The following is a 19446-nucleotide window of genomic DNA, read 5'->3' as shown; positions in this document are numbered from 1 at the left end:
TAAGATGCGGCAGAAAGCATCCGCCCTTTATAAAAAAGCGCTTCGCTTTCTGACCCTATATGGTCTAATCAAATCTATGGCTAAATACATATTGTCTTCAAACGACTCCTCACCTCAAACACTCTCTTGTACAGGTTTGTAACAGTTTATTAGCTTGGATAGGCGAATATGCACAAGGGACAAGGGGTCAAGGAAGTTTTTCGAAAAATTGGACTGTTTTGCCCCTTTTCGCACATCTTTACACAACTAAAAATCCGCCATGGGCATGGCGGATTTATGCGGGAGGAGGTGCTCCCGCTTTGTTTAGAAGTCAATATCGACATCTGAATCTTGATCGGCATCCTGGTCCTGGTCAGCATCTGCCCTGGCGCGGACTTTTGCTTTGGAGTCAGAATCTACCCTGATATCAAGGTCGATTTTAGCGTTTCCGCTATCCTCAATTTTTGCGATATTGGTGTTATGGTCCCTATTCTTTACTCGATTTTCGTTTTCAACGTCTGTTCTGTTATCCACACGATTATCCAAATCTACATCTGCGCGGGATCTGCTTCTTGACTCGTTATCGCCATTATTACCTTTACCCATTTTTCTTTCCTCCTTATCCATTGGTAATGACAGTCTATTCAACGGTTTAAAAGTTGGGATGGACATATATCCTAGTGCAAACGTGGAAATCAAAAAATAATTAACTTTAAAAATATGAAAAAAAAACCTAAATCCATTACAGCTGTCCATACTCTTTTTGGGTTTAGGAATATATTGCTTATAAACCGGCGAGAAAGGAGGAGAAAATATATGAGCGATGTGTGGTATCCCGATTTTGGCGGGAATAAAAATAAGGGAGGAAATAGAATGAAAGGCTGGTTTCCAGGACTAGATAGAAGGCATAACATAAGAGAAGAGGAATTCAAGGGCCATGACCATGGTCATGACCGTAACCATGATCATGACCATAACCATAATTTTGGTGGTCATTTTGATGAATCAAGCAGCAGCAACTTTAATTCATTTGGCCGCGGAGATTCTGAATCCAGGAGCCGTTCCGACGTTGATATTGATATTGATAGCGATTTTGAAAATGAAGTCGATGTGGATAATGACAATGAAACGAAAAACATTGATTTTAATAAAAACATTGCCAGAATCCGCAAGAGTGGTAACGCAAAGATTTGCCTGGACATCTGCGTAGATGCTGATTCAGTTGCAAAGGTCCGTACAAGAGCAGAAGCAGACCAAAGCCAAGAGTTAGACCAGGATCAAGATGTATCCATTGATGATTGACAATGGATAGGCAAGGAATGTGGGGGAAGAGTATGGCCAGCCCAAGATTCAGACAAGAGATAAATAATCATGATGAGGATTCACAAAGGCTTGAATCAGTTTCAAAGGACACAAATGAAAACAATGCTGCCATTGGTCATAGTGGCAACTCAAAGGTTGATGTGAAAGTGAACGTCCAGATTGACACAAAGGCAATAGCCTATGCACTGCTTTGTTCATCTTTAGCAAAGAATGAAATGACAAACGACGAGTTTTCTTTTGCAGTCAGGAAACTGGAAGAGCTGCTGAATAAGAGTGAGTCTGATGATACCGATAATCCAAAACCAGTAGTAAGGCCAAGGCGTCAGATGTTCAGAGATTTTTAAACGAGCTCCCCTGCCGGAACAGGGGAGTTTTCTTATGCCCACTGCGCCAATATGCTCTCCAATTCCCTTTCAATTTATAATTTGATACAATATCGGTAGGTTTTTTTCGTCAAAATTAGTCTTTCTAAAATACAGGAGGTTATTATGTCTAAATTGAGATTTGCCATACTCGGGTGTGGAAGAATATCCTACAAACATATTGAAGCACTTATCAATAACATTCAGGAAGCTGAACTTGTTGCAGTAAGTGATGTTGTTGAACAGAAGGCGCTTGACAAGAAAGGCCAGTATGAGGAGAAAATAGAAAATGCCAATGTCAAGGTATACACCGACTACATAGAGATGCTCAAAAACGAGCAAATTGACGTTGTCACCATCGCAACCGAAAGCGGTTACCACGCAAGGCATGCGATTGACTGCATTGAGCACGGGGCGCATGTATTGATTGAAAAGCCTATGGCCCTGTCTGTCGAGGATGCAGATGCTATTATTGCAGCTGCAAAAGAGCATGGAAAGAAAATTTCTGTTTCTCACCAAAACAGGTTCAACCCGCCGATTCAAAAGCTCCGCAGGGCGATTGAAGAAGGCAGATTCGGCCGGATTATGAGTGGAACTGCAAGGATTCTTTGGACAAGGGATATGAATTATTATAAGCAGGCTCCTTGGAGGGGAACGGCGGAACTCGATGGCGGTACGCTAATGAATCAGTGTATCCACAATATCGACCTGCTTCAATGGATGCTGGGTGGCTCTGAAATTGAGCGAATTCATGCAGAACGAGAAACATTCCTCCGTGATATTGAGATGGAAGATTTCGGGGCAATTTTGATTCGCTTCAAAAATGGCTCTATCGGCATTGTTGAAGGCAGCGCGGTAGTCTATCCAAAGAACCTTGAGGAAACATTAAGTATCTTTGGTGAAAAAGGTACAGTTGTTATCGGCGGACTTGCTGTAAATGAGATTAAAACATGGCAGTTTGCGGATGAGCGCGATTACGATAAAGAAGAGCTCAACACCGATATTGACAGCGTTTATGGTGAAGGCCATACGCCTCTATACAAAGATTTCATTGATGCAATCAACAACAATACCGAGCCGCTTATCAATGGCGAGGAAGGCAAGAAAGCAATGGAAATTATTCTTCGGGCTTATGAAGTATCTCCTAAGTAATTTAACAGAAAGGCAAAGTCCCAGCGCTTTGCCTTTCTTTTATTTCTGTTTAAGAAAATATAACTTTTCATTAATAACTGTCTTACCCAAGGCCTACGCGTGCACAAACTTCATGTTTTTTCTCTCAACGATAAGTCATTATCGAATTGCTTAATGCTCCTGTGCTTTTCCTTATTCCCACGCTTCCTCAAGCGTCTCCCTGAACAGCTGATCCAGTTGCTCAGTTGGGTCCTGAACGGTGGTATCTACTGTTCTTGCAAATTCCGCAAGATAATGGATTTCCTTATCGAGAAACTGATTGATAATGTTGACCCTTGGCTCCAAGTCCAATTCCTCTCCTGCAATTTTCCTTTTAAGCAAACTATTTATTTCTTCATACAACTCACCGGGCGGCAGGCTATCTTCCACAAGAGTCTGGAATTCCATCGGTGGGACTGTGTTATATTTTTCGATCCATTTTGCCGCAAGGATTGGCCTTAGGACATAAAAATACTTTTTGATTTTAACCCTTTCTCCCTGAAGGAACTCCCGATAGTTGCCTTTTGCCATATTCAGATAATGATGGATACCGGACACTGGTGAAAAGATAGCCTCGTTCATTTGCCTCAGTTTTTCAGCAGCGGCTCCGGCTTCATAGTAGACGATACCGGAACGGAGCCACTCAAGAAGCGGCGGATTGGATTTCCTGAATAGCCTTAGCGCCTTTCTCAACTCCCACCCGCTTACATCAAGAAGTTCGTCAATAGGAATTGATAAAGAGTCATGCTGCGGTATTTCAATTACTTCCCGTTTTTGGTCGATAGACAAGTACCAGTCATTATCGTGGATATAGATGAACCGCACGTCATAGTCGCTGTCCTTTGAAGGAAACCCCCAGGCACGGCTTCCCGACTCACAAGCATAAAGAATCTTTACCTTGTACTCCGCTTCAATCCGCTTAAGGACTTCCTGTATATGTTCATTCACTTTTATCCCTCTTTTTTGGCTATGTCAAAGTTGATTGTTAATTTCCGCTCCAATCAACGCCTATAAAATCAATACTACCCCTTAACACAGCCTTTTTTTAAAAAACCAGGAGAGCTGATTCCCCTGGTTTCTTTTACTTTATTCTAAACAGTTAATCGCTATTTTTACAGCTTCAAGAAGATCCGATTCGCTCCAGGAAGGCATCGCTTTTTTTCCGGAAATGGCTAGCTCGTGGGAGGCTGGAATGTGAATGAATCCTGCGGGAATTGTCCTGCCTGATACTGTGAGCTCATGCAGGACCGAATACATCACGTTATTGCAAAGGTACGTTCCTGCCGAGTTTGAAATTTCGGCGGGATAGCCGTTTTCCTTTAGCACATTGACCATCGTCCGAATTGGCAGGCTTGAAAAATAACCATCAGGCCCGCCTTCAGCGATTGGTGCGTCTTCCAGGGCCACTCCTTTATTATCAGGTGCTCCATCCCGGCAGTTAATGGCAATCCGTTCAGGTGTTAAAGCATTCCTTCCTGCAGCAAGCCCAAGCGAAATAACAGCATCAGGTCCAAGCCCGCGTACTTCTTCCACAATTCGGTTTGGCGCGGAACTGAAGTCGACCGGAAGAAGCAAACCAACAATCTTGTAGTCCCCAATTGTCTGTCCATTAAGGGCTGAAACAATTCTTTCCGTAGGATTAATTGGGAATCCCAGGAAAGGTTCAAAACCTGTTAAAAGCAATTTCTTCATTCTGTTCTCCTCCTACCAGCAGGCAATACTTCCATCTGTCCTGTGTTCTGTTCCACCAGTCAAAACGCCCGTCTCGGGATTTCGGACAATGACCTGTCCGCGCCCGAAGCGGCCGGAATCATAAGCAACACTTATTTGATGGCCTTTTTCCGCAAGCTGATGGACAAGGTGGTTCGGAAATTCGTGCTCAACTTCAATCCTTTTCCCTTCAATCCACTGCCATCTTGGCGCGTCCAGGGCGGCCTGCGGATTCATTCCAAAATCAATCATATTCATAGCCACCTGTACATGTCCTTGTGGCATCATGTAGCCCCCCATGACACCAAATGGGCCGACTGCCCCGCCATCTTTGGTGATAAATCCCGGGATGATGGTATGGTAAGTTTTTTTACCAGGGGCGAGTGCGTTCTCGTGCTCAGGGTCCAGGGAAAAATCATATCCGCGGTTTTGGAGGGCGATGCCTGTTCCAGGCACAACCACTCCGGAACCGAAGCCCATATAGTTGCTTTGGATGAACGATACCATGTTGCCGTCAGCATCCGCTGTTGCAAGATAAACTGTGCCGCCTTTAGGGAGCGTTCCTGGTTCGGGAATTTGGGCTGTCGGTTTGATTTTTTCCCGTGCCGCTTTTGAAAAATCCTCCGATAAAAGATCAGCAACATTGGCCTTCATCGTTTTCTGATCGGTTATGTATGTCTTTCCATCCGAAAAAGCCTGCTTCATCGCTTCAAGCTGAGTATGGATAGCATCGGCATCTTCACGGTGAGTAAACGTATATTCTTTTAAGATATTAAGCGCCATCAAAGCAACAAGGCCCTGTCCATTCGGCGGGATTTCCCAAATATCATAGCCTTTGTAGTTCACTGAAATAGGCTTGACCCACTCCGGCCGGTAAGACGCAAGGTCTTCTTTCCTTAAAAAGCCGCCCTGCTCAATCGACGCGGCAGCAATTTTTTCAGCAAGCTTGCCCCTATAAAAGCTTTCCGCATTGGTTTCTGCGATTTCCTGCAACGTTTTTGCATGATCTTCGGACTTCCACATTTCACCGATTTCAGGTGCCTTTCCATCCGGGGCAAAAACACGGAACCATTCTTCAAACTCGGGTCCAGTTGCTCTAGCTTTATATGCCTGAAATGCTTTTGCCCAATACTTTCCGAGAATTGGGGAAATCGGATAACCATTCCTTGCATATTCAATTGCAGGCTTTAAAACCTCTGTCAGAGGCAACCGGCCAAATCCTTCCGATAATACGGCCCAGGCAGATGGAATGCCAGGCACATTTACAGGAATCCAGCCCATAACTGGCATTTTTTCATAGCCAAGTTCCTTAAGTATTTCAATTGAAAGGGATTGTGGTGCCGGACCGCTTGCATTAAGTCCGTGCAGTTCCCCTTTTGTCCAGACTAGCGCAAATGCATCGCCCCCGATTCCATTGGAAGTCGGTTCAACAACGGTCAAACAAGCTGCTGTTGCGATAGCGGCATCAATTGCATTTCCGCCCTGCTGCAGAATCTGTAGACCTGCCTGTGCTGCAAGCGGCTGTGACGTAGCAACCATTCCGTTTCGCGCCACGGTTGCCATCCTTCTTGATGAGAATGGATATGTAAGAAGTGACATCTAATTCCCTCCCCGACTGTTTCGCCTTACGAAATAGTATACCAGACGGTCATCTTTCAGAAAAGGAGGAAAAGTCCGACACTGAATTTGCTAGGTTTAAAGAGATAAGTGGAGAATATATTGTTCGCCCATCCTGCCGATAATCCTCTTCCCCCGGTCCTCGAAACCTGCCTGAGTATACACATGCTGTGCAACAGGATTGGCATGATTGACGGCAAGGACAATTTCTTCCTTATTTGGGAAGTGCTTTTTCACGAAGGATGGAAGCAGAACCAGCGAACGGCCTGCTATACCTTTTCCTTGAAAGCGGCTGTCTATTGAATAAGCTCTTAGTAAAATGGCGTTCCCCGATCCGTCAATATGTCTGATGTCCTCGCCCTCATGGAGAACGAAAAAGCCAGCCAAATCTCCATCAGATAAGATAACGACTGGATGCCTGTCCGGTTCCTTTTCACAGGTTTTTAGTGCCTCTTTAGGCATCGCTGTGAACCTTTGCTGATCCTGGGGCAGGTTATATGTTTCGATTTCCTGTTTAAAAGTTTCCTTATACCACTCTAGCTTTATTGTCATGACGGTATCCCCTATCTTTTTGGGCTGCAATTCTATTTATAGACGTACTAGTGATAAGATTTTAAAAGTGATAGCATTTCCAATACTGAAGACATGTGAAATAAAACGAATAGAATTTATTGGTGACGTTTCAGGCTTTGAAGAGATGCAAAATGTAACCAATAGGCCTTATTGACGCCGTTTCAGGCGCTTGAGAAAGCGGAAATGTAACCAATAAGCTTTATTGGCAACGTTTTAGACTCTCGAGAAGGTCGAAATGTAACCAATAGACCCTGCACGGGATTGAGTCATTCATTTCTTTTTCGATCGGAACATTCGAAAATGGAAGAACAGCTTACAGGAAGGCCCGCCAATTTCAATTGGCCTCTTTAACTCTATTCTTGAAGTTGTTTTTGAAAAAGAAAAGAGGCCCCCACTCTTGGGAACCCCCCTTTGGATTACCTCATTTTATCTCTTCGAAAATCGTTTTCACGATATTGATTGGTATGCTGGAGCTGCCTCGTTTCTGGACATCCTCGATCACCATTGCAATAAGCATATCACCTGCTTCAGCATTGTATGCAACAAACCAGCCATTTTCCTTGCCAGTTTCCCCTTGTTTTTCCTTAATCTCAGCGGTTCCCGTCTTTCCGGAAAGCGGATAATCCTTTATTTCAGCTTTATGTGCTGTCCCGCCTGGATCGGAAACTACTTTCCTAAGGATTCCTCCAACAGTTGATGCAGCTTCAGGACTGATTGCACCTTGCTTTAACACTTGGCTCTTTTCCTCGTCCAGTAATAGAACCGGCTTAATCATATTGCCGCCATTCAAGAAAGGTGTATAGCTTGAACCAAGGTGAACGATATTCATCTCGAGCTGGGCTTGGCCATAACCGGCATCAGCCAGGAAAAGCTCGGAATCCAGCGAGCCTGTCTGAGATGTTTCAAGCGGGAATGGATAGCCTAGCTCTTCTCCAAAAGCAAAGTTCTTCATTGTCTCTGAAAATTTATCCTTCCCCATTTTCAAAGACGTTTGCGCAAAGTAAATATTGTCAGAGTAGACTAGCGCTTTTTCGAGATTTACGTCCGATGCCTCGCGTACCCGAGTCACATAATATCCGCCCCACGATGCATCCTTTTGCCATTTAAGGCCTTTCACATTCATGGCTGCTGCCGGGTCGAGCTCACCGGCAGTCAATGCTGCACCCGCAACAATTGGTTTTATCACCGACCCTGGGGCATATCTGTCATTAAAACGGGCATTTAGCGGCTTCTTCGGGTCTTCGTTCAGTTTCTTCCACTCAGGAGCCGACATCCCAAATACAATCTGATTCGGGTCAAAAGATGGGGAGCTGACCAGCGCCAATGTTTCTCCAGTTTTAGGATGAAGTGCAATGGCGGCTCCAGCCTCTTTTTTCATTTCTGCAGCTATCTTGGTTTGAAGGTCGGCATCAATTGTCAGCTTGACATGCTCACCATGAACAACCGGTTTTTCAGCCAGCACTTCCTTATTTCCCGCTTCGTCGACTATTAAGATCTGCACTCCCGGCTGACCCCGAAGCTGCTCTTCGAATTGCTCTTCCAACCCACTCTTCCCGATTATATCCCCGCTTGAATATCCCTTGTCTTTCATTTTTTCTAGATTGTCGGCTGTTACCTGGCCTACATAGCCCACCAGATGGGCTGTTGCTTCCCCGTACGGGTAGACACGAGATTCCACCTTTTTGGTCTGTACAGGGTCAAGCTTAATAAGTTCATCAATCAATGCTGTATCCAGCGGAGAAACCTTTTTAAGCGGAACAAAGTATTCAGGTTTCACCCACTTCGCGCTGACTGCCTTCTCTATCGTTTCCTCCGGCATATTCAAAAGCTCTGCTACCTTGGCAATATTCTCTTTTTCCTTGCCGGCCATTGCTTGAGGGACAAGGCCAATCTCAAGGACAAGCCCAATGGTTGCAAGCTTGTTGCCGTTTCGGTCATAAATATCACCGCGTGCTGGGGTTTGCGAGGAGAGCGAAATTTTATCCGTCTTCTCCATCTGCGGGAAAATATAGCTCGTATTCCAGTCTATATACCAATTTTCGTCATCATTCCGAGTTTCCTTGACTAGATAGGCATCGTGGCCGAATTCAATTGGACCGGCGATGCTGTCCATTTTTGCCGTATAGCCGTATGATGCCTGCTCTTCTTCTGCCTGCTTGTCTTCTTTCAGCTTCTTAAAGCTTATCTTTAGGTTATTAATTTGGAGGTCTCCATAAATTTTCTGATAGCGCTCCGTAAACTCTTTTTTCGTAATCCCATCTCTAGCACCAGAGGACAAATAGTCATACATTTTGTCAAAGTCCTGCTTGTTCCATAACTCTATGTATTGTGAAAAACGGTCCGCAGGCTGCGGTTTTTCCGTACATCCGGCAAGCACTACCATTAGGACGGCTGCTATCAGCAAGCCTATTCGCTTTTTCATCACCTATCCCCCTAAAATCCTGTTTTCCCCATTTTACCAATAACTGTTTTGAAAGGCTAACGATTCAGCCCTTGCCAACTGGCTTTTCAGTGGGATCATTTATGACCGATTCGCGAAAAAATAACCCAATAAGCAGTTTCGTCTCTTTAATCTTTTTATGGAACGAATCTCTTTGGAAGCTTATCGGAAAGATGCAAGTCTGAACAAGAAATGCGAACTTATTTATAGAGCTTTTTTTCATTAAAAAAAAAAGAGAGGGTTGCCCCTCCCTTTCCTAGCATTGATTATGAATTTGAGTTGTCGCCGCTTTCCTCAGATGAAGAATCGTCAGCTGGCTGCTCGGAGGATTCTTTGGAATCTTCCTTTGCATCTTCCTTATCAACCGGTTTTGGGCTATTGTTGTCTTCCTCAACAGCTGCCTTTTTATTCGCTGCTTTCTGCTCGCCAACTTGTTCTTGTTGGAGTGCGCTCAACGGCTTGTCGAAGTAGTTTTGCGGATTGACTGCGACGCCGTCCTTGCGGATTTCAAAGTGGACATGAGTGCCGGCTTTTTCATTCAGCAGGCTTTGGCCAGCAGCCGCAAGCACGTCTCCTTTGTCAACTGTGTCGCCAGCTTTGACCTTAATATCTTTTACGGATTGATAGTGTGTTACAATACCAGTGTCATGCTGGACTTCGATCAAGTTACCAAGCAGGGAGTCTTCCTCTACTCTAGTGACTGTACCGCTAAGTGCTGCAAGGACATCAAACGAGGAGCCGTCCTTCATTGCGATATCAAGGCCTGTGTTCGGAACGTAGGTATTGTTATAGAATACCAGTGCCGCTTCTTGATCCTTTTCACTTGCAGCGTTGTCGTAGAATTTCTTCTGAATGACTGTCTGCTCCTCGTTGCCAACTGGCATCGAGAGGGTTTCCATAGACTTGTTTACTTCGACGGAAGGTTCATTGAACTGCTTTTTGGCGATATCAGTCGATTTGTAATCATTTTTGTCTGCTGAGTCGCCGCTGTTCTGATACCAAAGAACACCAGTCAGAATGATAGCTGCACTAAGAATGTAAACTGTGGGTAATACCCAGCGCTTTTTTAAAAAGCGTTTGAAACCTCGAGAAGATTGCTTTTTTTCTTCCTCTCTCATTATCATCACCTCAGCAATCATTCTGAACACAATGGTAGAATTATATACATGGCTTGAAAATTTTTTAGATTATTTTTTGTTTGTTTAGAATGTTTTATGCATGAAAGGGAGATTTTTTTATGAAAATTGTCAAATGGGCGGCCCGGCTGCTGCCTTTCATCTATATGGCATTGATATGGATTATGTCGAGCCTGCCAAGTAACCATTTTGTCGAGCTCCCGGATTCAACGCTCGACCGGACCATTAAGGAGTCCCTTCATTTTGTGGAATTTGCGATTTTATACGGACTGTTTGTCATTGCCTTCCTGACTTTGAAAAAGAAATTTACTGTTCAGGTCAATCTTATTCTCGCGGCCGCCGCCTCCCTGTATGGACTGACAGATGAGATTCATCAGTCGTTTTACCCGTACCGCTCTGCTTCGCTGTTTGACCTTTTTAAAGACGTTACCGGTGTTTTGGCCGTGTATTATTTTGTAGATGGTGCAATGTTTAAAGGGAAGTTTTCAAGGCTTAAGGAACTGCTGGGAAAATGGAGAGACTGGATGCGAGAGGGGACAGCCTGAAACAGTGGACTGTATTTTTTGGTAATGAGAATGATTTCGCGGACAGTTTGGCTGTCCTGGAAGGGTGAAATGTCCACCAAATGAGGTTTCGTAGACAATTAGACTCTCCTGAGAGGGTGAAATGTCCACCAAATGGGGTTTCGTAGACAATTAGACTCTCCTGAGAGGGTGAAATGTCCACCAAATGGGGTTTCGTGGACATTTTGACTCTCCTGGGAGGATGAAATGTCCACGAGATGGATTATTGAGCACAAATCCCGGTAGTATAAAAAATTCTTCATTAACTAAATCACTATTCGCAGCTGCTCATCTGTGAATAGATTTTAAATTGGGCTTTAAACTCATTCCAGTTTGGTTGATTTCACTATTTCTCATTCTTACTCTGCCCAGCGGACTCGTTTGTCCTGAATATTCAGAAATCTGTCCTGTATCATTTGGAAATGTCGCGCATTTTTTGGGAAACGTCCCGTATATATGAAAAGTTGTCTTGAAAATGTTGTCCTGAATCCATTTAAAAAGCCAGCCCCATGAATGAATGGGGCCGGCCTGATTTACTTTCCTGCGGTTATAGTCGCAAGCATTGCGTCTGCTTTGCTGATATCAATGCCTTTATAGTAGTGTTTGACGATTTCTTCATATGATTTTCCCTCGGCCGCCATGCCATTGGCTCCGTACTGGCTCATCCCGACTCCGTGTCCAAAGCCGCGCGTTGTGATCAGGATTTTATCGCCGCGCCTCTCCCAGGAAAAATCGGAGGATCTGAGCCCAAGCTGCTCTCTGATCTGTTTTCCGGTCAGGCTCTTTCCATTGAAGTCGACTGTTCCTACCCGGTTGCCTGCTGTCCGGCCTTTAATGACTCCAATTGTCTTGGAATTGCCAATCTTTACGCCTAGCTTGCTTTCAAAATCTGTGACTGCAATCGTCATTTGGCTCTTATACTTAGGTGATTTTTTATCCCAGGGACTTTCAACACTGCGTAAATAGGGGAATGCATTTGGCCAGTATTCCTCTGAATTCTCCGTATATCCATTGCTTGTTGAAAAAAAGGTCGCCGTAATTGCCTTGCCATTATAGGTAAGGATTTGTCCGTCGGTTGCACGGACGGCCTCCCTGATTTTTTTCTTTTTCCAGTTATAGTCGGAACCCCATCCTTTAGGTTTAGGCTGCTTTAGCTCTTCGTCACTTTTAAATACCTGGTGAATTTCAGTATCGGTAACCTGTGCCCCCTCCGGCAAGCCTAGCTTCTCCTCTGTCAACAGCTGTTGGACAATATAGGTCCTTGCTGTCAACGCTTGTGCCTTCAAGGCCTCCTCTTCAAACTCGGCTGGCATTTCTGCAGCGACGACTCCTTCGAGATATTTGTTAAGTTGCAACTTTTCTATTTTCTGTTGGGCGGTGCGGTAGACAGCTACTTCCACTGTGGAATCTGCTGCATGTTCATTCACCTTATCAGTTGGAGCCTGCTGCAGGTCTTCACCCAGTCTGCCTCCCGCCTGTTCACCCTTATAGGGGAGGACGAGTAAAGCAGGTATAATGAGCGTTACAGCAAGAAGGAAGGATGCTAGTGCGATGAATGGTTTTACTTTTTTCATATATCGGAGCCTCCAGTTGAAAAGTAAACGGCCGGCAATGAACCGGCTGCGCTTCATTAAAACATATGGAGTTGGACAAGCAGATATGACTAAAGGATGAGGTTTTCGGGATTACGCCTGCTGAGGGTACTCTATCTTTTTATCGTTTTGAACTAAAAAAACCGCTCGTACAATTCTGGCGAGCGGTTCTGATTATTTTTGCGAATGGATGGTATAGCCGTAGTCATTCATTTCAGCAAGGCCTTCCCTAAAGAGGATTTCTTCAATTTGCAGTCTCTCGCCAAAATATTTCTCGCCATTCTCCCTGAACACCTGGCCACACTTGTTTGAGGTCACATAAAGTGTTTCATAGGTGTATTCATAGCCTTCGCCACCGATTGCTTTCCTGTCGCCAACCGATACGCAGAGTTTCTCTATTTCTTCCCTATCTCCATTTTCATCAACGAAAAAATATTTGTCTTCAATTAAGGAGCTATCGAGTGGCTCTGCAGAAAGTCCATATCCGGATTCATTAATGGTAATCACATCATATCCGTCAGCAGTTTTTTCTTGAGGGGCATTTTTCATATCATGGAGAATCTTTATCTCACCCTCAAAGCCTTTCGGTATCATATACGCATTATGGGTCCGTTCCTGAAAGCGATTCACAAGGCTCGGAACTGAAACGATCGCTGCAGCAGCAACTGACACGACACTTATAAATGAGATAGCGGGCTTCCAGGTAAACGCAATTTTCTTTCCTGCCTGCTGCCACTCCGTGAAGAGGAAGAATAGGAAAGCTGCTGCGATTGAATAGAACGCTACTTCATCAATAATCAATACTGGTAGCAGCCCAATTGCAATATGGATCAACCCCGCAACAGGAAATCGGAAAGCGCCGAGCCGCCTTGTCAGGAAATCGGAAAAATAAGATACTGGGATTGCTACTACCATATTGCCTATCATTGCGACAAGCAGCATGATTCCAAAAACAAAGATCGTTGACCCGACAGATCCAGAAAGGAAGTTTGGAATAAAAAGAGTTATGACTCCAAGGGCCAGGGTGGTAAATAGTGCTGATTTCAGCTTAATAAAAAATTTTGTCATGGGCACACACCTCTCTCACCCATTTTACCAATTCGCCCCTATGGATATTGTTACAATATAAAGAAACTTAGAACTGCAGCGATCAATCTATTGATACATTTCGGCTTTACTCTAAACTTGGAAGGATGCCATTACGACTCATTAGCTGCGTTTCAGCTTGTCACAAACCTTGAAATGATGCCAATACGACTCATTGGCTTCGTTTCAGCTTGTCTCAGAACTTGAAATGGTGCTAATACAGCTTATTGACTTCGTGTTTGCCTTCCTCAAAGCCCAAAACGGTTCCAATACCTGAGCGACTAGTAATGCTTTTAATTTCAAACTCTCTTTTACAGTACATTTATGAAATTTATCAAGACATTTCTGTGTTTATCAAGACATTCCCTACTTTATCAAGACTCTTTCATTTGTATCAATACAAAAAAGCCGAGGAACACTGTCAGACATCAGACAGCCTTTTCCTCGGCTTCACTTCGGCATACTCTGCCATTACATGAATAAAATAAAGTAATTATTACGCGTTCATATCAGAAATAAGTGGTTGCGTTTCTTCAACAAATACTTCTTCAACATCTTTAACGCGCTCAATATCGGCACCCAAGGCTGCAAGCTTTTGGTGGAAATTTACATAACCCCGATCCAAATGCTTCAGTTCTGTAACCCTGGTTACACCGTCCGCTACAAGGCCTGTTAAAATGAGGGCTGCCGCTGCACGAAGGTCTGTTGCAGCTACTTCTGCTCCCTGGAGATTCGATTTACCAGGAATAATAACAGAACGCCCTTCTATTTTAATATCGGCATTCATGCGCCGGAACTCTTCCACATGCATAAACCGATTTTCAAACACTGTTTCGGTAATCATGCTTGTTCCATCAGCACGAAGCAGCAAAGCCATCATCTGTGATTGCATATCGGTCGGGAATCCTGGATGAGGCATCGTTTTTATATCAACAGCCTTCAGTTTTTCAGGGCCAATAACCCGTACGCCGTCCGCTTCCTCAATAATGGTAATTCCCATTTCCTCCATTTTTGCAATCAATGAAGATAAATGCTCTGGAACCGCTCCTTTGACTAGTACATTTCCGCCAGTAATCGCAGCGGCTACCATGAATGTGCCAGCTTCGATGCGATCAGGAATAATGGAATGGTCAGCACCGAACAATACCTTGACGCCTTCAATCCGAATGGTTCCTGTACCCGCACCGACAACCTTTGCACCCATTTTGTTCAAAAGGTTTGCAAGGTCTACAATTTCAGGTTCTTTGGCTACGTTCTCAAGGATTGTCGTTCCTTCCGCAAGTGTGGCAGCCATCATGATATTTTCAGTTGCTCCAACGCTAGGGAAATCCAGGTAAACACGGGCACCTTTCAAGCGGCCATCAACCTCCGCTTCAATAAAACCGTTCCCCACCTTAACTTTTGCACCCATTGCTTCAAAGCCTTTCAAGTGCTGGTCGATTGGGCGTGAGCCAATCGCACAGCCACCAGGCAGTGCCACACGTGCGCGGCCATTGCGCGCGAGCAAAGAGCCCATAACTAATACTGAAGCACGCATTTTGCGGACATACTCAAATGGTGCCTCCTCATTCAACTCTCTAGATGCATCTACAACAACTTGATTATCTTTAAAAACGACATCTGCGTTTAGGTTTCGTAATACTTCGTTGATCGTATATACATCGGAGAGAGTAGGCACATCACGAATAATACTTTTCCCATCACTAGCCAATAGTGTTGCAGCGAGTACAGGCAGTACAGAATTTTTGGCACCTTCAACCTTAACTGTTCCATTCAGCCTATTTCCGCCGCGGACGATGATTTTTTCCAAGTGTATTCCCCTCCGCGTCCAAGTTCTCTTCTATATTAATATTCAACCGTTATGATGGGGGTGCCGACAATGACACTTGCTTCTTTTCCCCCAGCCTGACGAACAGCAATTTGTACGTTCATACCATTTCCAAACACATCGGTAAATTCAGGTGAATATCCCGACACGGAAATAAAATCGTCTTCTCTCATTGCCTCGGTTTCAGCGGCATTCAATTGTCCCAAAATACTAGTTACTTTTTCAGATAAAACCTTTTCCATTCTACCATTGAAAGTACCCTTTATACAAGAAAAAATTGACGGTTCGCCACGAAATATGTCGTTTAGCCGATCCATAAATTTCTTTGATTGTAAAAAGGCCACACTTTCCTCATTCCATTTTCCGCCGGTCACCTTATATATTATATACGCATCTGCCTTACGGGGTGTGCGGGTAGAAATTAATTGAAGGTATTCCTGGCCATAGGAGGTAGAAGGAGATACAGCAGTTGCCTCCCAAAGATGGCCTTTAGAGGTGATGGACCATTCCCAGTCCGGGAACATGTCCTGAAGCTCATTGGCATACTCCTCCAATTCCCCGGGTGAATTGGAGACTTCAATATACTCCCGTGAATAAACCGACCACTCCTTAAAGCTAATATCTTCTGCTTCCAATACAGCGGCAAGCCTTAAAATTTCCGATGCACTGTCAGCTACAGTCGTCTTATTCCCAAGTTCCAACATGATAAAACCAATTATGGCAAATAATGATAAAGCCTTTTTAATATTCATGCGCCCGCTCCCTTTCCCTTATTACCATTTTTGCCAGGGAGGGTGGGTACATACATGGGAAATCTCGTCACTTTTAGACAAAGTGTTTGCACATATTGTATTTTAAATCACAATCTTGATTGTACTGAAAAAACACCCATTTGAACACATGAATGAAGTCCTATTTTATTTTCCAGTTATTATGCAATTCAATCGGGGCCGATTTCCCTCCGATATAGACGTTTAACCTCAAGGAAAGTTTCAATTTCTTGCAATCCATTTCACATCCCCAAGAGGTTTTCATCATGAGAAAAGGAATGCACATTGCTTGTTCAAAACTTAAAACATATGCTGGAGCTGCCTTGATAGCAGGAGGTAATCCAAAAAGAAGTTACTTACGGTCGATCCAATTCCGATTGATAGCAGTATGTATAAAATCCTTGCCTGCAGCACTTTCCCAGCACGTAGAAATTTGTCGAAATTTAACGACTGCAATGCCCACCATGTTAATGCTATAAAAATTAGATGGGTAGTAATACCCACCAATGCCTCTGGCCCAAGTCCGCCTACCATTGTTCGTTCCTCCGTTTTTTCTTTCCAGGATTAAAATTTTCCAGAGCTACTAAGTATTGTCTGAATGTTTTTTATATGAAATAATAATAAATATTACACTTTTTATTGTAGGGAATGGCTTCCCCGAAAGCAATTTTTTAAACTTTTAATGGATTTTTAAATACATTTTGGAGAAGGAGATCAATGTGAAAAAAGTAAGAAAAGCAATTATTCCTGCTGCTGGACTTGGCACTAGATTTTTGCCTGCAACAAAAGCAATGCCAAAAGAGATGCTTCCGATTGTCGATAAACCAACCATTCAATATATTGTTGAGGAAGCGATTGAGTCCGGAATTGAAGATATTATTATTGTTACAGGTAAAGGAAAACGATCTATCGAGGATCATTTTGACCATGCTTTTGAATTGGAACAAAACCTTCTGGAAAAAGAGAAATACGACTTACTGGAGAAAGTACAGGCTTCGACGAATATGGTCGACATCCACTACATTCGCCAGAAAGAGCCAAAAGGGCTTGGCCATGCGGTTTGGTGTGCCCGCAATTTTATTGGGGATGAACCGTTTGCCGTTCTTTTAGGTGACGATATCGTCCAGGCTGAAGTTCCATGCCTGAAGCAGCTTATCAATCAGTATGACGAGACTCTCTCTTCTGTTATTGGGGTCCAGCGCGTTCCTGATTCGGAAACGCACCGATATGGAATTATTGATCCGATTGAGGAATACAACAGGCGCTATCAAGTCAGGCAGTTTGTCGAAAAACCGAAGCCTGGCACTGCTCCATCGAATCTTGCCATTATTGGACGGTATATCCTTACTCCCGAAATCTTTATGTTCCTCGATAAGCAGCAAGTCGGAGCTGGCGGGGAAATTCAGCTTACTGATGCTATCCAAAGCTTAAATGAAATTCAGCGGGTCTTTGCTTATGAATTTGAAGGAAACCGCTATGACGTTGGTGAAAAACTCGGTTTTATTGAAACAACGATTGAATTTGCTTTGCAAATGCCAGAATTACGTGAAGACCTGCTTGCTTTCTTGAAGAAAAAACTAGACTAATAGTATAACAAATGGCCGGCTCATAGTTTTGAGCCGGCCATTTGTATCATCTATGTTACCCCTATTTCTGAACCATGGGCTCCAGCTTCCCCTTCGCCAGATCCCGGTATTTCTTAACACAAGCCCTGGCTTCCCCTAAAAACCAAAGGCCCTTCGTTATACCTTCCCTGCACACGCAGATTTCCTTTCTCCTATCTAAGGATATCGGTAAACCCATTAAAATATTCGTGCAAGAAATCAAGTGCCACATTTGGAAGTATACCGAACAAAATGCTGCCCGCAACGGCTATCGAAATGGCAATCGTCAATACCACTGGTGTCTTGATAGCTGAACTATCTTGGGCCGGACGGAAAAACACTTGTGTCAGTATCCCAAAGTAATAAATATACGAGACAACTGTCATGGCAATCATGACAGATGCCAATACATAATGTGGATTCCCCGGGTCAACAAAGGTACCCATAAAGATATTCACTTTGCCGATAAAGCCTGCCGTGCCTGGGAATCCGGCCAACGAAAGGAGCAAGATTCCAAAAGCAGCTGCCAGTAACGGTGCCCGTTTATAAAGTCCGGCAAAATCCTTTATTTCCGATGAACCTGCCTTTTCAGTTATTAATTGGATAACCGCGAAAGCCCCAAGATTCATGAAAAGATACGCGACTAAATAGAACCAGATGGCATCAAACATGAAATAGCTTAATGTTGAGAAGGCTACAAGCATATAACCGGCATGGGCAATGCTTGAATAGGCAAATAGCCGTTTAATATTTCGCTGCCTTAGGGCAACAACGTTTCCAATAATCATTGTTGCGGCTGCAAGGAATGCAATGTAATCCTGCAGCTTCAATAGGAGCGGCATTGTATTTGGTCCCTCAGATGCCAAGGTTCCAAAAACCGAGAGCATGATTCGAAGAATGATGATGAACCCGGCTGTTTTAGATACGATACTCAGAAACGCCGTAACAGGAGTTGGTGCTCCCTGATAGACGTCTGGCGCCCACATATGGTAAGGGGCGGCAGCGATTTTGAAGGATAATCCGATTAAGATCATAAAGAAGGCGATCCCAAGCAAATAAACATGCTGGGTATCGGCAGTCATTTGAAGAACACTGGCAATTTCCTTCAGATTTGTCGAACCAGCCAAGCCATATACATAACTCATTCCAAACAATGTAACTGCAGTGGAGATACTGCCATTAAGAACATATTTCATTGCAGATTCGTTCGAATCAAGCCTATTTTTCCGCATCCCAGCCAGGATATAGGATGAAATAGACAGTGTCTCTAGACCAACGAACAACGTTATTAAATCGCCGCTTGATGCCATAATCATGGCACCCAGGAGAGCTGTCAGGAATAAATAGAAAAATTCTCCCCGATATTCCTCGAAACCGTCTTTCGGATCATACTGTATTGCCAATAGCAAAACGAGCGCAGAACCGGCCAACAGGATGAACTTGAATGCCTTGGCAAACGAGTCCAGCCTGAACGTATCGGCAAGGATGGACGTAACTGGTACATCAATCATCCCGGCAAGTGAGATACCCGCCGAAATAATGGCGACAATCGCAATCCAGCCCAGAATCCTTCGGTCATTTTCCTTTGGCATAAATAAATCAATCAGTGTCAGAAGCGCTGCAGTGCCGAGGATAATGAACTCAGGCATCATCGCTCCCCATTCATATGAAAGCAATTCGTTTAAATCCATTG

Annotated in this window: 18 protein-coding genes; 5 read left to right on the top strand and 13 right to left on the bottom strand. The window is 44.0% G+C overall.

Annotated elements, in window-relative coordinates; translation table 11 throughout:
* Nucleotides 1-303: 303 nt before the first annotated feature.
* Nucleotides 304-585: a hypothetical protein gene (locus A8F94_RS22515; RefSeq protein WP_066206019.1), complete on the bottom strand. Its 282-nt coding sequence runs from the start codon at nt 583-585 to the stop codon at nt 304-306.
* 210 nt (nt 586-795) lie between these two features.
* Here A8F94_RS22515 and A8F94_RS22510 point away from each other — a divergent pair, with 210 nt between their 5' ends.
* The 3 genes from A8F94_RS22510 (at nt 796) to A8F94_RS22500 (ending at nt 2816) form a co-directional block, all read left to right on the top strand.
* Nucleotides 796-1281 (top strand): hypothetical protein, encoded by a 486-nt coding sequence (locus A8F94_RS22510; protein ID WP_066206016.1) that lies wholly within the window; start codon nt 796-798, stop codon nt 1279-1281.
* Between the two features lie 32 nt (nt 1282-1313).
* Nucleotides 1314-1646: a hypothetical protein gene (locus A8F94_RS22505; RefSeq protein WP_066206014.1), complete on the top strand. Its 333-nt coding sequence runs from the start codon at nt 1314-1316 to the stop codon at nt 1644-1646.
* A gap of 144 nt (nt 1647-1790) precedes the next feature.
* Nucleotides 1791-2816, top strand: coding sequence for a Gfo/Idh/MocA family protein (locus tag A8F94_RS22500; RefSeq protein WP_066206011.1), 1026 nt, complete (start codon nt 1791-1793; stop codon nt 2814-2816).
* A gap of 171 nt (nt 2817-2987) precedes the next feature.
* Here the strand turns inward: A8F94_RS22500 and A8F94_RS22495 are convergent, their stop codons facing one another.
* From A8F94_RS22495 to A8F94_RS22470, 6 genes are all read right to left on the bottom strand, one after another.
* Nucleotides 2988-3782 carry a nucleotidyltransferase domain-containing protein gene (locus tag A8F94_RS22495; RefSeq protein ID WP_066206009.1) on the bottom strand — a complete coding sequence of 265 codons (795 nt, stop codon included), beginning with the start codon at nt 3780-3782 and terminating at the stop codon, nt 2988-2990.
* Nucleotides 3783-3920: 138 nt separating this feature from the next.
* Entirely contained in the window at nt 3921-4526 is a 606-nt protein-coding gene (locus tag A8F94_RS22490; protein WP_066206006.1) for a pyroglutamyl-peptidase I, read from the bottom strand.
* A 12-nt stretch (nt 4527-4538) separates the two neighbouring features.
* Nucleotides 4539-6143 (bottom strand): gamma-glutamyltransferase family protein, encoded by a 1605-nt coding sequence (locus A8F94_RS22485; RefSeq protein WP_066206003.1) that lies wholly within the window; start codon nt 6141-6143, stop codon nt 4539-4541.
* Between the two features lie 96 nt (nt 6144-6239).
* The gene (locus tag A8F94_RS22480; protein WP_066206000.1) at nt 6240-6713 is read right to left on the bottom strand and encodes a GNAT family N-acetyltransferase; all 474 of its coding nucleotides are present in this window, start codon (nt 6711-6713) and stop codon (nt 6240-6242) included.
* Between the two features lie 442 nt (nt 6714-7155).
* The gene (locus A8F94_RS22475) at nt 7156-9156 is read right to left on the bottom strand and encodes a penicillin-binding transpeptidase domain-containing protein (protein ID WP_066205997.1); all 2001 of its coding nucleotides are present in this window, start codon (nt 9154-9156) and stop codon (nt 7156-7158) included.
* 284 nt (nt 9157-9440) lie between these two features.
* A complete protein-coding gene (locus A8F94_RS22470; RefSeq protein WP_066205994.1) occupies nt 9441-10292 on the bottom strand; it encodes a M23 family metallopeptidase in 852 nt (283 codons plus the stop codon).
* 119 nt (nt 10293-10411) lie between these two features.
* Here A8F94_RS22470 and A8F94_RS22465 point away from each other — a divergent pair, with 119 nt between their 5' ends.
* The gene (locus tag A8F94_RS22465; RefSeq protein WP_066205992.1) at nt 10412-10855 is read left to right on the top strand and encodes a VanZ family protein; all 444 of its coding nucleotides are present in this window, start codon (nt 10412-10414) and stop codon (nt 10853-10855) included.
* A gap of 551 nt (nt 10856-11406) precedes the next feature.
* On the opposite strand, the gene spoIID is transcribed toward A8F94_RS22465, so the two are convergent.
* From spoIID to A8F94_RS22440, 5 genes are all read right to left on the bottom strand, one after another.
* Nucleotides 11407-12447, bottom strand: coding sequence for a stage II sporulation protein D (gene spoIID / locus A8F94_RS22460; protein ID WP_066205988.1), 1041 nt, complete (start codon nt 12445-12447; stop codon nt 11407-11409).
* 192 nt (nt 12448-12639) lie between these two features.
* On the bottom strand, nt 12640-13533 hold the full coding sequence (locus A8F94_RS22455; protein WP_066205986.1) for a DUF6843 domain-containing protein: 894 nt from the start codon (nt 13531-13533) through the stop codon (nt 12640-12642).
* 514 nt (nt 13534-14047) lie between these two features.
* Complete coding sequence (gene murA / locus A8F94_RS22450) at nt 14048-15361, bottom strand: UDP-N-acetylglucosamine 1-carboxyvinyltransferase (protein ID WP_066205983.1); 1314 nt, start codon at nt 15359-15361, stop codon at nt 14048-14050.
* Between the two features lie 35 nt (nt 15362-15396).
* Nucleotides 15397-16131, bottom strand: coding sequence for a YwmB family TATA-box binding protein (locus A8F94_RS22445; protein WP_077247864.1), 735 nt, complete (start codon nt 16129-16131; stop codon nt 15397-15399).
* A 318-nt stretch (nt 16132-16449) separates the two neighbouring features.
* Nucleotides 16450-16683, bottom strand: coding sequence for a DUF1146 family protein (locus A8F94_RS22440; protein ID WP_066205979.1), 234 nt, complete (start codon nt 16681-16683; stop codon nt 16450-16452).
* Nucleotides 16684-16868: 185 nt separating this feature from the next.
* Between A8F94_RS22440 and galU the strand changes: the two genes are divergently transcribed.
* Nucleotides 16869-17735: a UTP--glucose-1-phosphate uridylyltransferase GalU gene (gene galU, locus A8F94_RS22435; protein ID WP_066205976.1), complete on the top strand. Its 867-nt coding sequence runs from the start codon at nt 16869-16871 to the stop codon at nt 17733-17735.
* Nucleotides 17736-17926: 191 nt separating this feature from the next.
* Here the strand turns inward: galU and nuoN are convergent, their stop codons facing one another.
* Complete coding sequence (gene nuoN / locus A8F94_RS22430) at nt 17927-19444, bottom strand: NADH-quinone oxidoreductase subunit NuoN (RefSeq protein ID WP_066205974.1); 1518 nt, start codon at nt 19442-19444, stop codon at nt 17927-17929.
* Between the last annotated feature and the right edge of the window lie 2 nt (nt 19445-19446).

The sequence above is a fragment of the Bacillus sp. FJAT-27225 genome (assembly GCF_001685025.1).
GTDB lineage: Bacteria > Bacillota > Bacilli > Bacillales > Cytobacillaceae > Bacillus_D.
The sequence above is the reverse complement of the archived record's forward strand: the minus strand, read 5'-3'. Positions and strand labels throughout refer to the sequence as shown.

Coding starts and splice junctions, on each gene's coding strand:
- A8F94_RS22515 (WP_066206019.1), bottom strand. CDS start 585: ATGGGTAAAGGTAATAATGGCGATAACGAGTCAAGAAGCAGATCCCGC.
- A8F94_RS22510 (WP_066206016.1), top strand. CDS start 796: ATGAGCGATGTGTGGTATCCCGATTTTGGCGGGAATAAAAATAAGGGA.
- A8F94_RS22505 (WP_066206014.1), top strand. CDS start 1,314: ATGGCCAGCCCAAGATTCAGACAAGAGATAAATAATCATGATGAGGAT.
- A8F94_RS22500 (WP_066206011.1), top strand. CDS start 1,791: ATGTCTAAATTGAGATTTGCCATACTCGGGTGTGGAAGAATATCCTAC.
- A8F94_RS22490 (WP_066206006.1), bottom strand. CDS start 4,526: ATGAAGAAATTGCTTTTAACAGGTTTTGAACCTTTCCTGGGATTCCCA.
- A8F94_RS22485 (WP_066206003.1), bottom strand. CDS start 6,143: ATGTCACTTCTTACATATCCATTCTCATCAAGAAGGATGGCAACCGTG.
- A8F94_RS22480 (WP_066206000.1), bottom strand. CDS start 6,713: ATGACAATAAAGCTAGAGTGGTATAAGGAAACTTTTAAACAGGAAATC.
- A8F94_RS22475 (WP_066205997.1), bottom strand. CDS start 9,156: ATGAAAAAGCGAATAGGCTTGCTGATAGCAGCCGTCCTAATGGTAGTG.
- A8F94_RS22470 (WP_066205994.1), bottom strand. CDS start 10,292: ATGAGAGAGGAAGAAAAAAAGCAATCTTCTCGAGGTTTCAAACGCTTT.
- A8F94_RS22465 (WP_066205992.1), top strand. CDS start 10,412: ATGAAAATTGTCAAATGGGCGGCCCGGCTGCTGCCTTTCATCTATATG.
- spoIID (WP_066205988.1), bottom strand. CDS start 12,447: ATGAAAAAAGTAAAACCATTCATCGCACTAGCATCCTTCCTTCTTGCT.
- A8F94_RS22455 (WP_066205986.1), bottom strand. CDS start 13,533: ATGACAAAATTTTTTATTAAGCTGAAATCAGCACTATTTACCACCCTG.
- A8F94_RS22445 (WP_077247864.1), bottom strand. CDS start 16,131: ATGAATATTAAAAAGGCTTTATCATTATTTGCCATAATTGGTTTTATC.
- A8F94_RS22440 (WP_066205979.1), bottom strand. CDS start 16,683: ATGGTAGGCGGACTTGGGCCAGAGGCATTGGTGGGTATTACTACCCAT.
- nuoN (WP_066205974.1), bottom strand. CDS start 19,444: ATGGATTTAAACGAATTGCTTTCATATGAATGGGGAGCGATGATGCCT.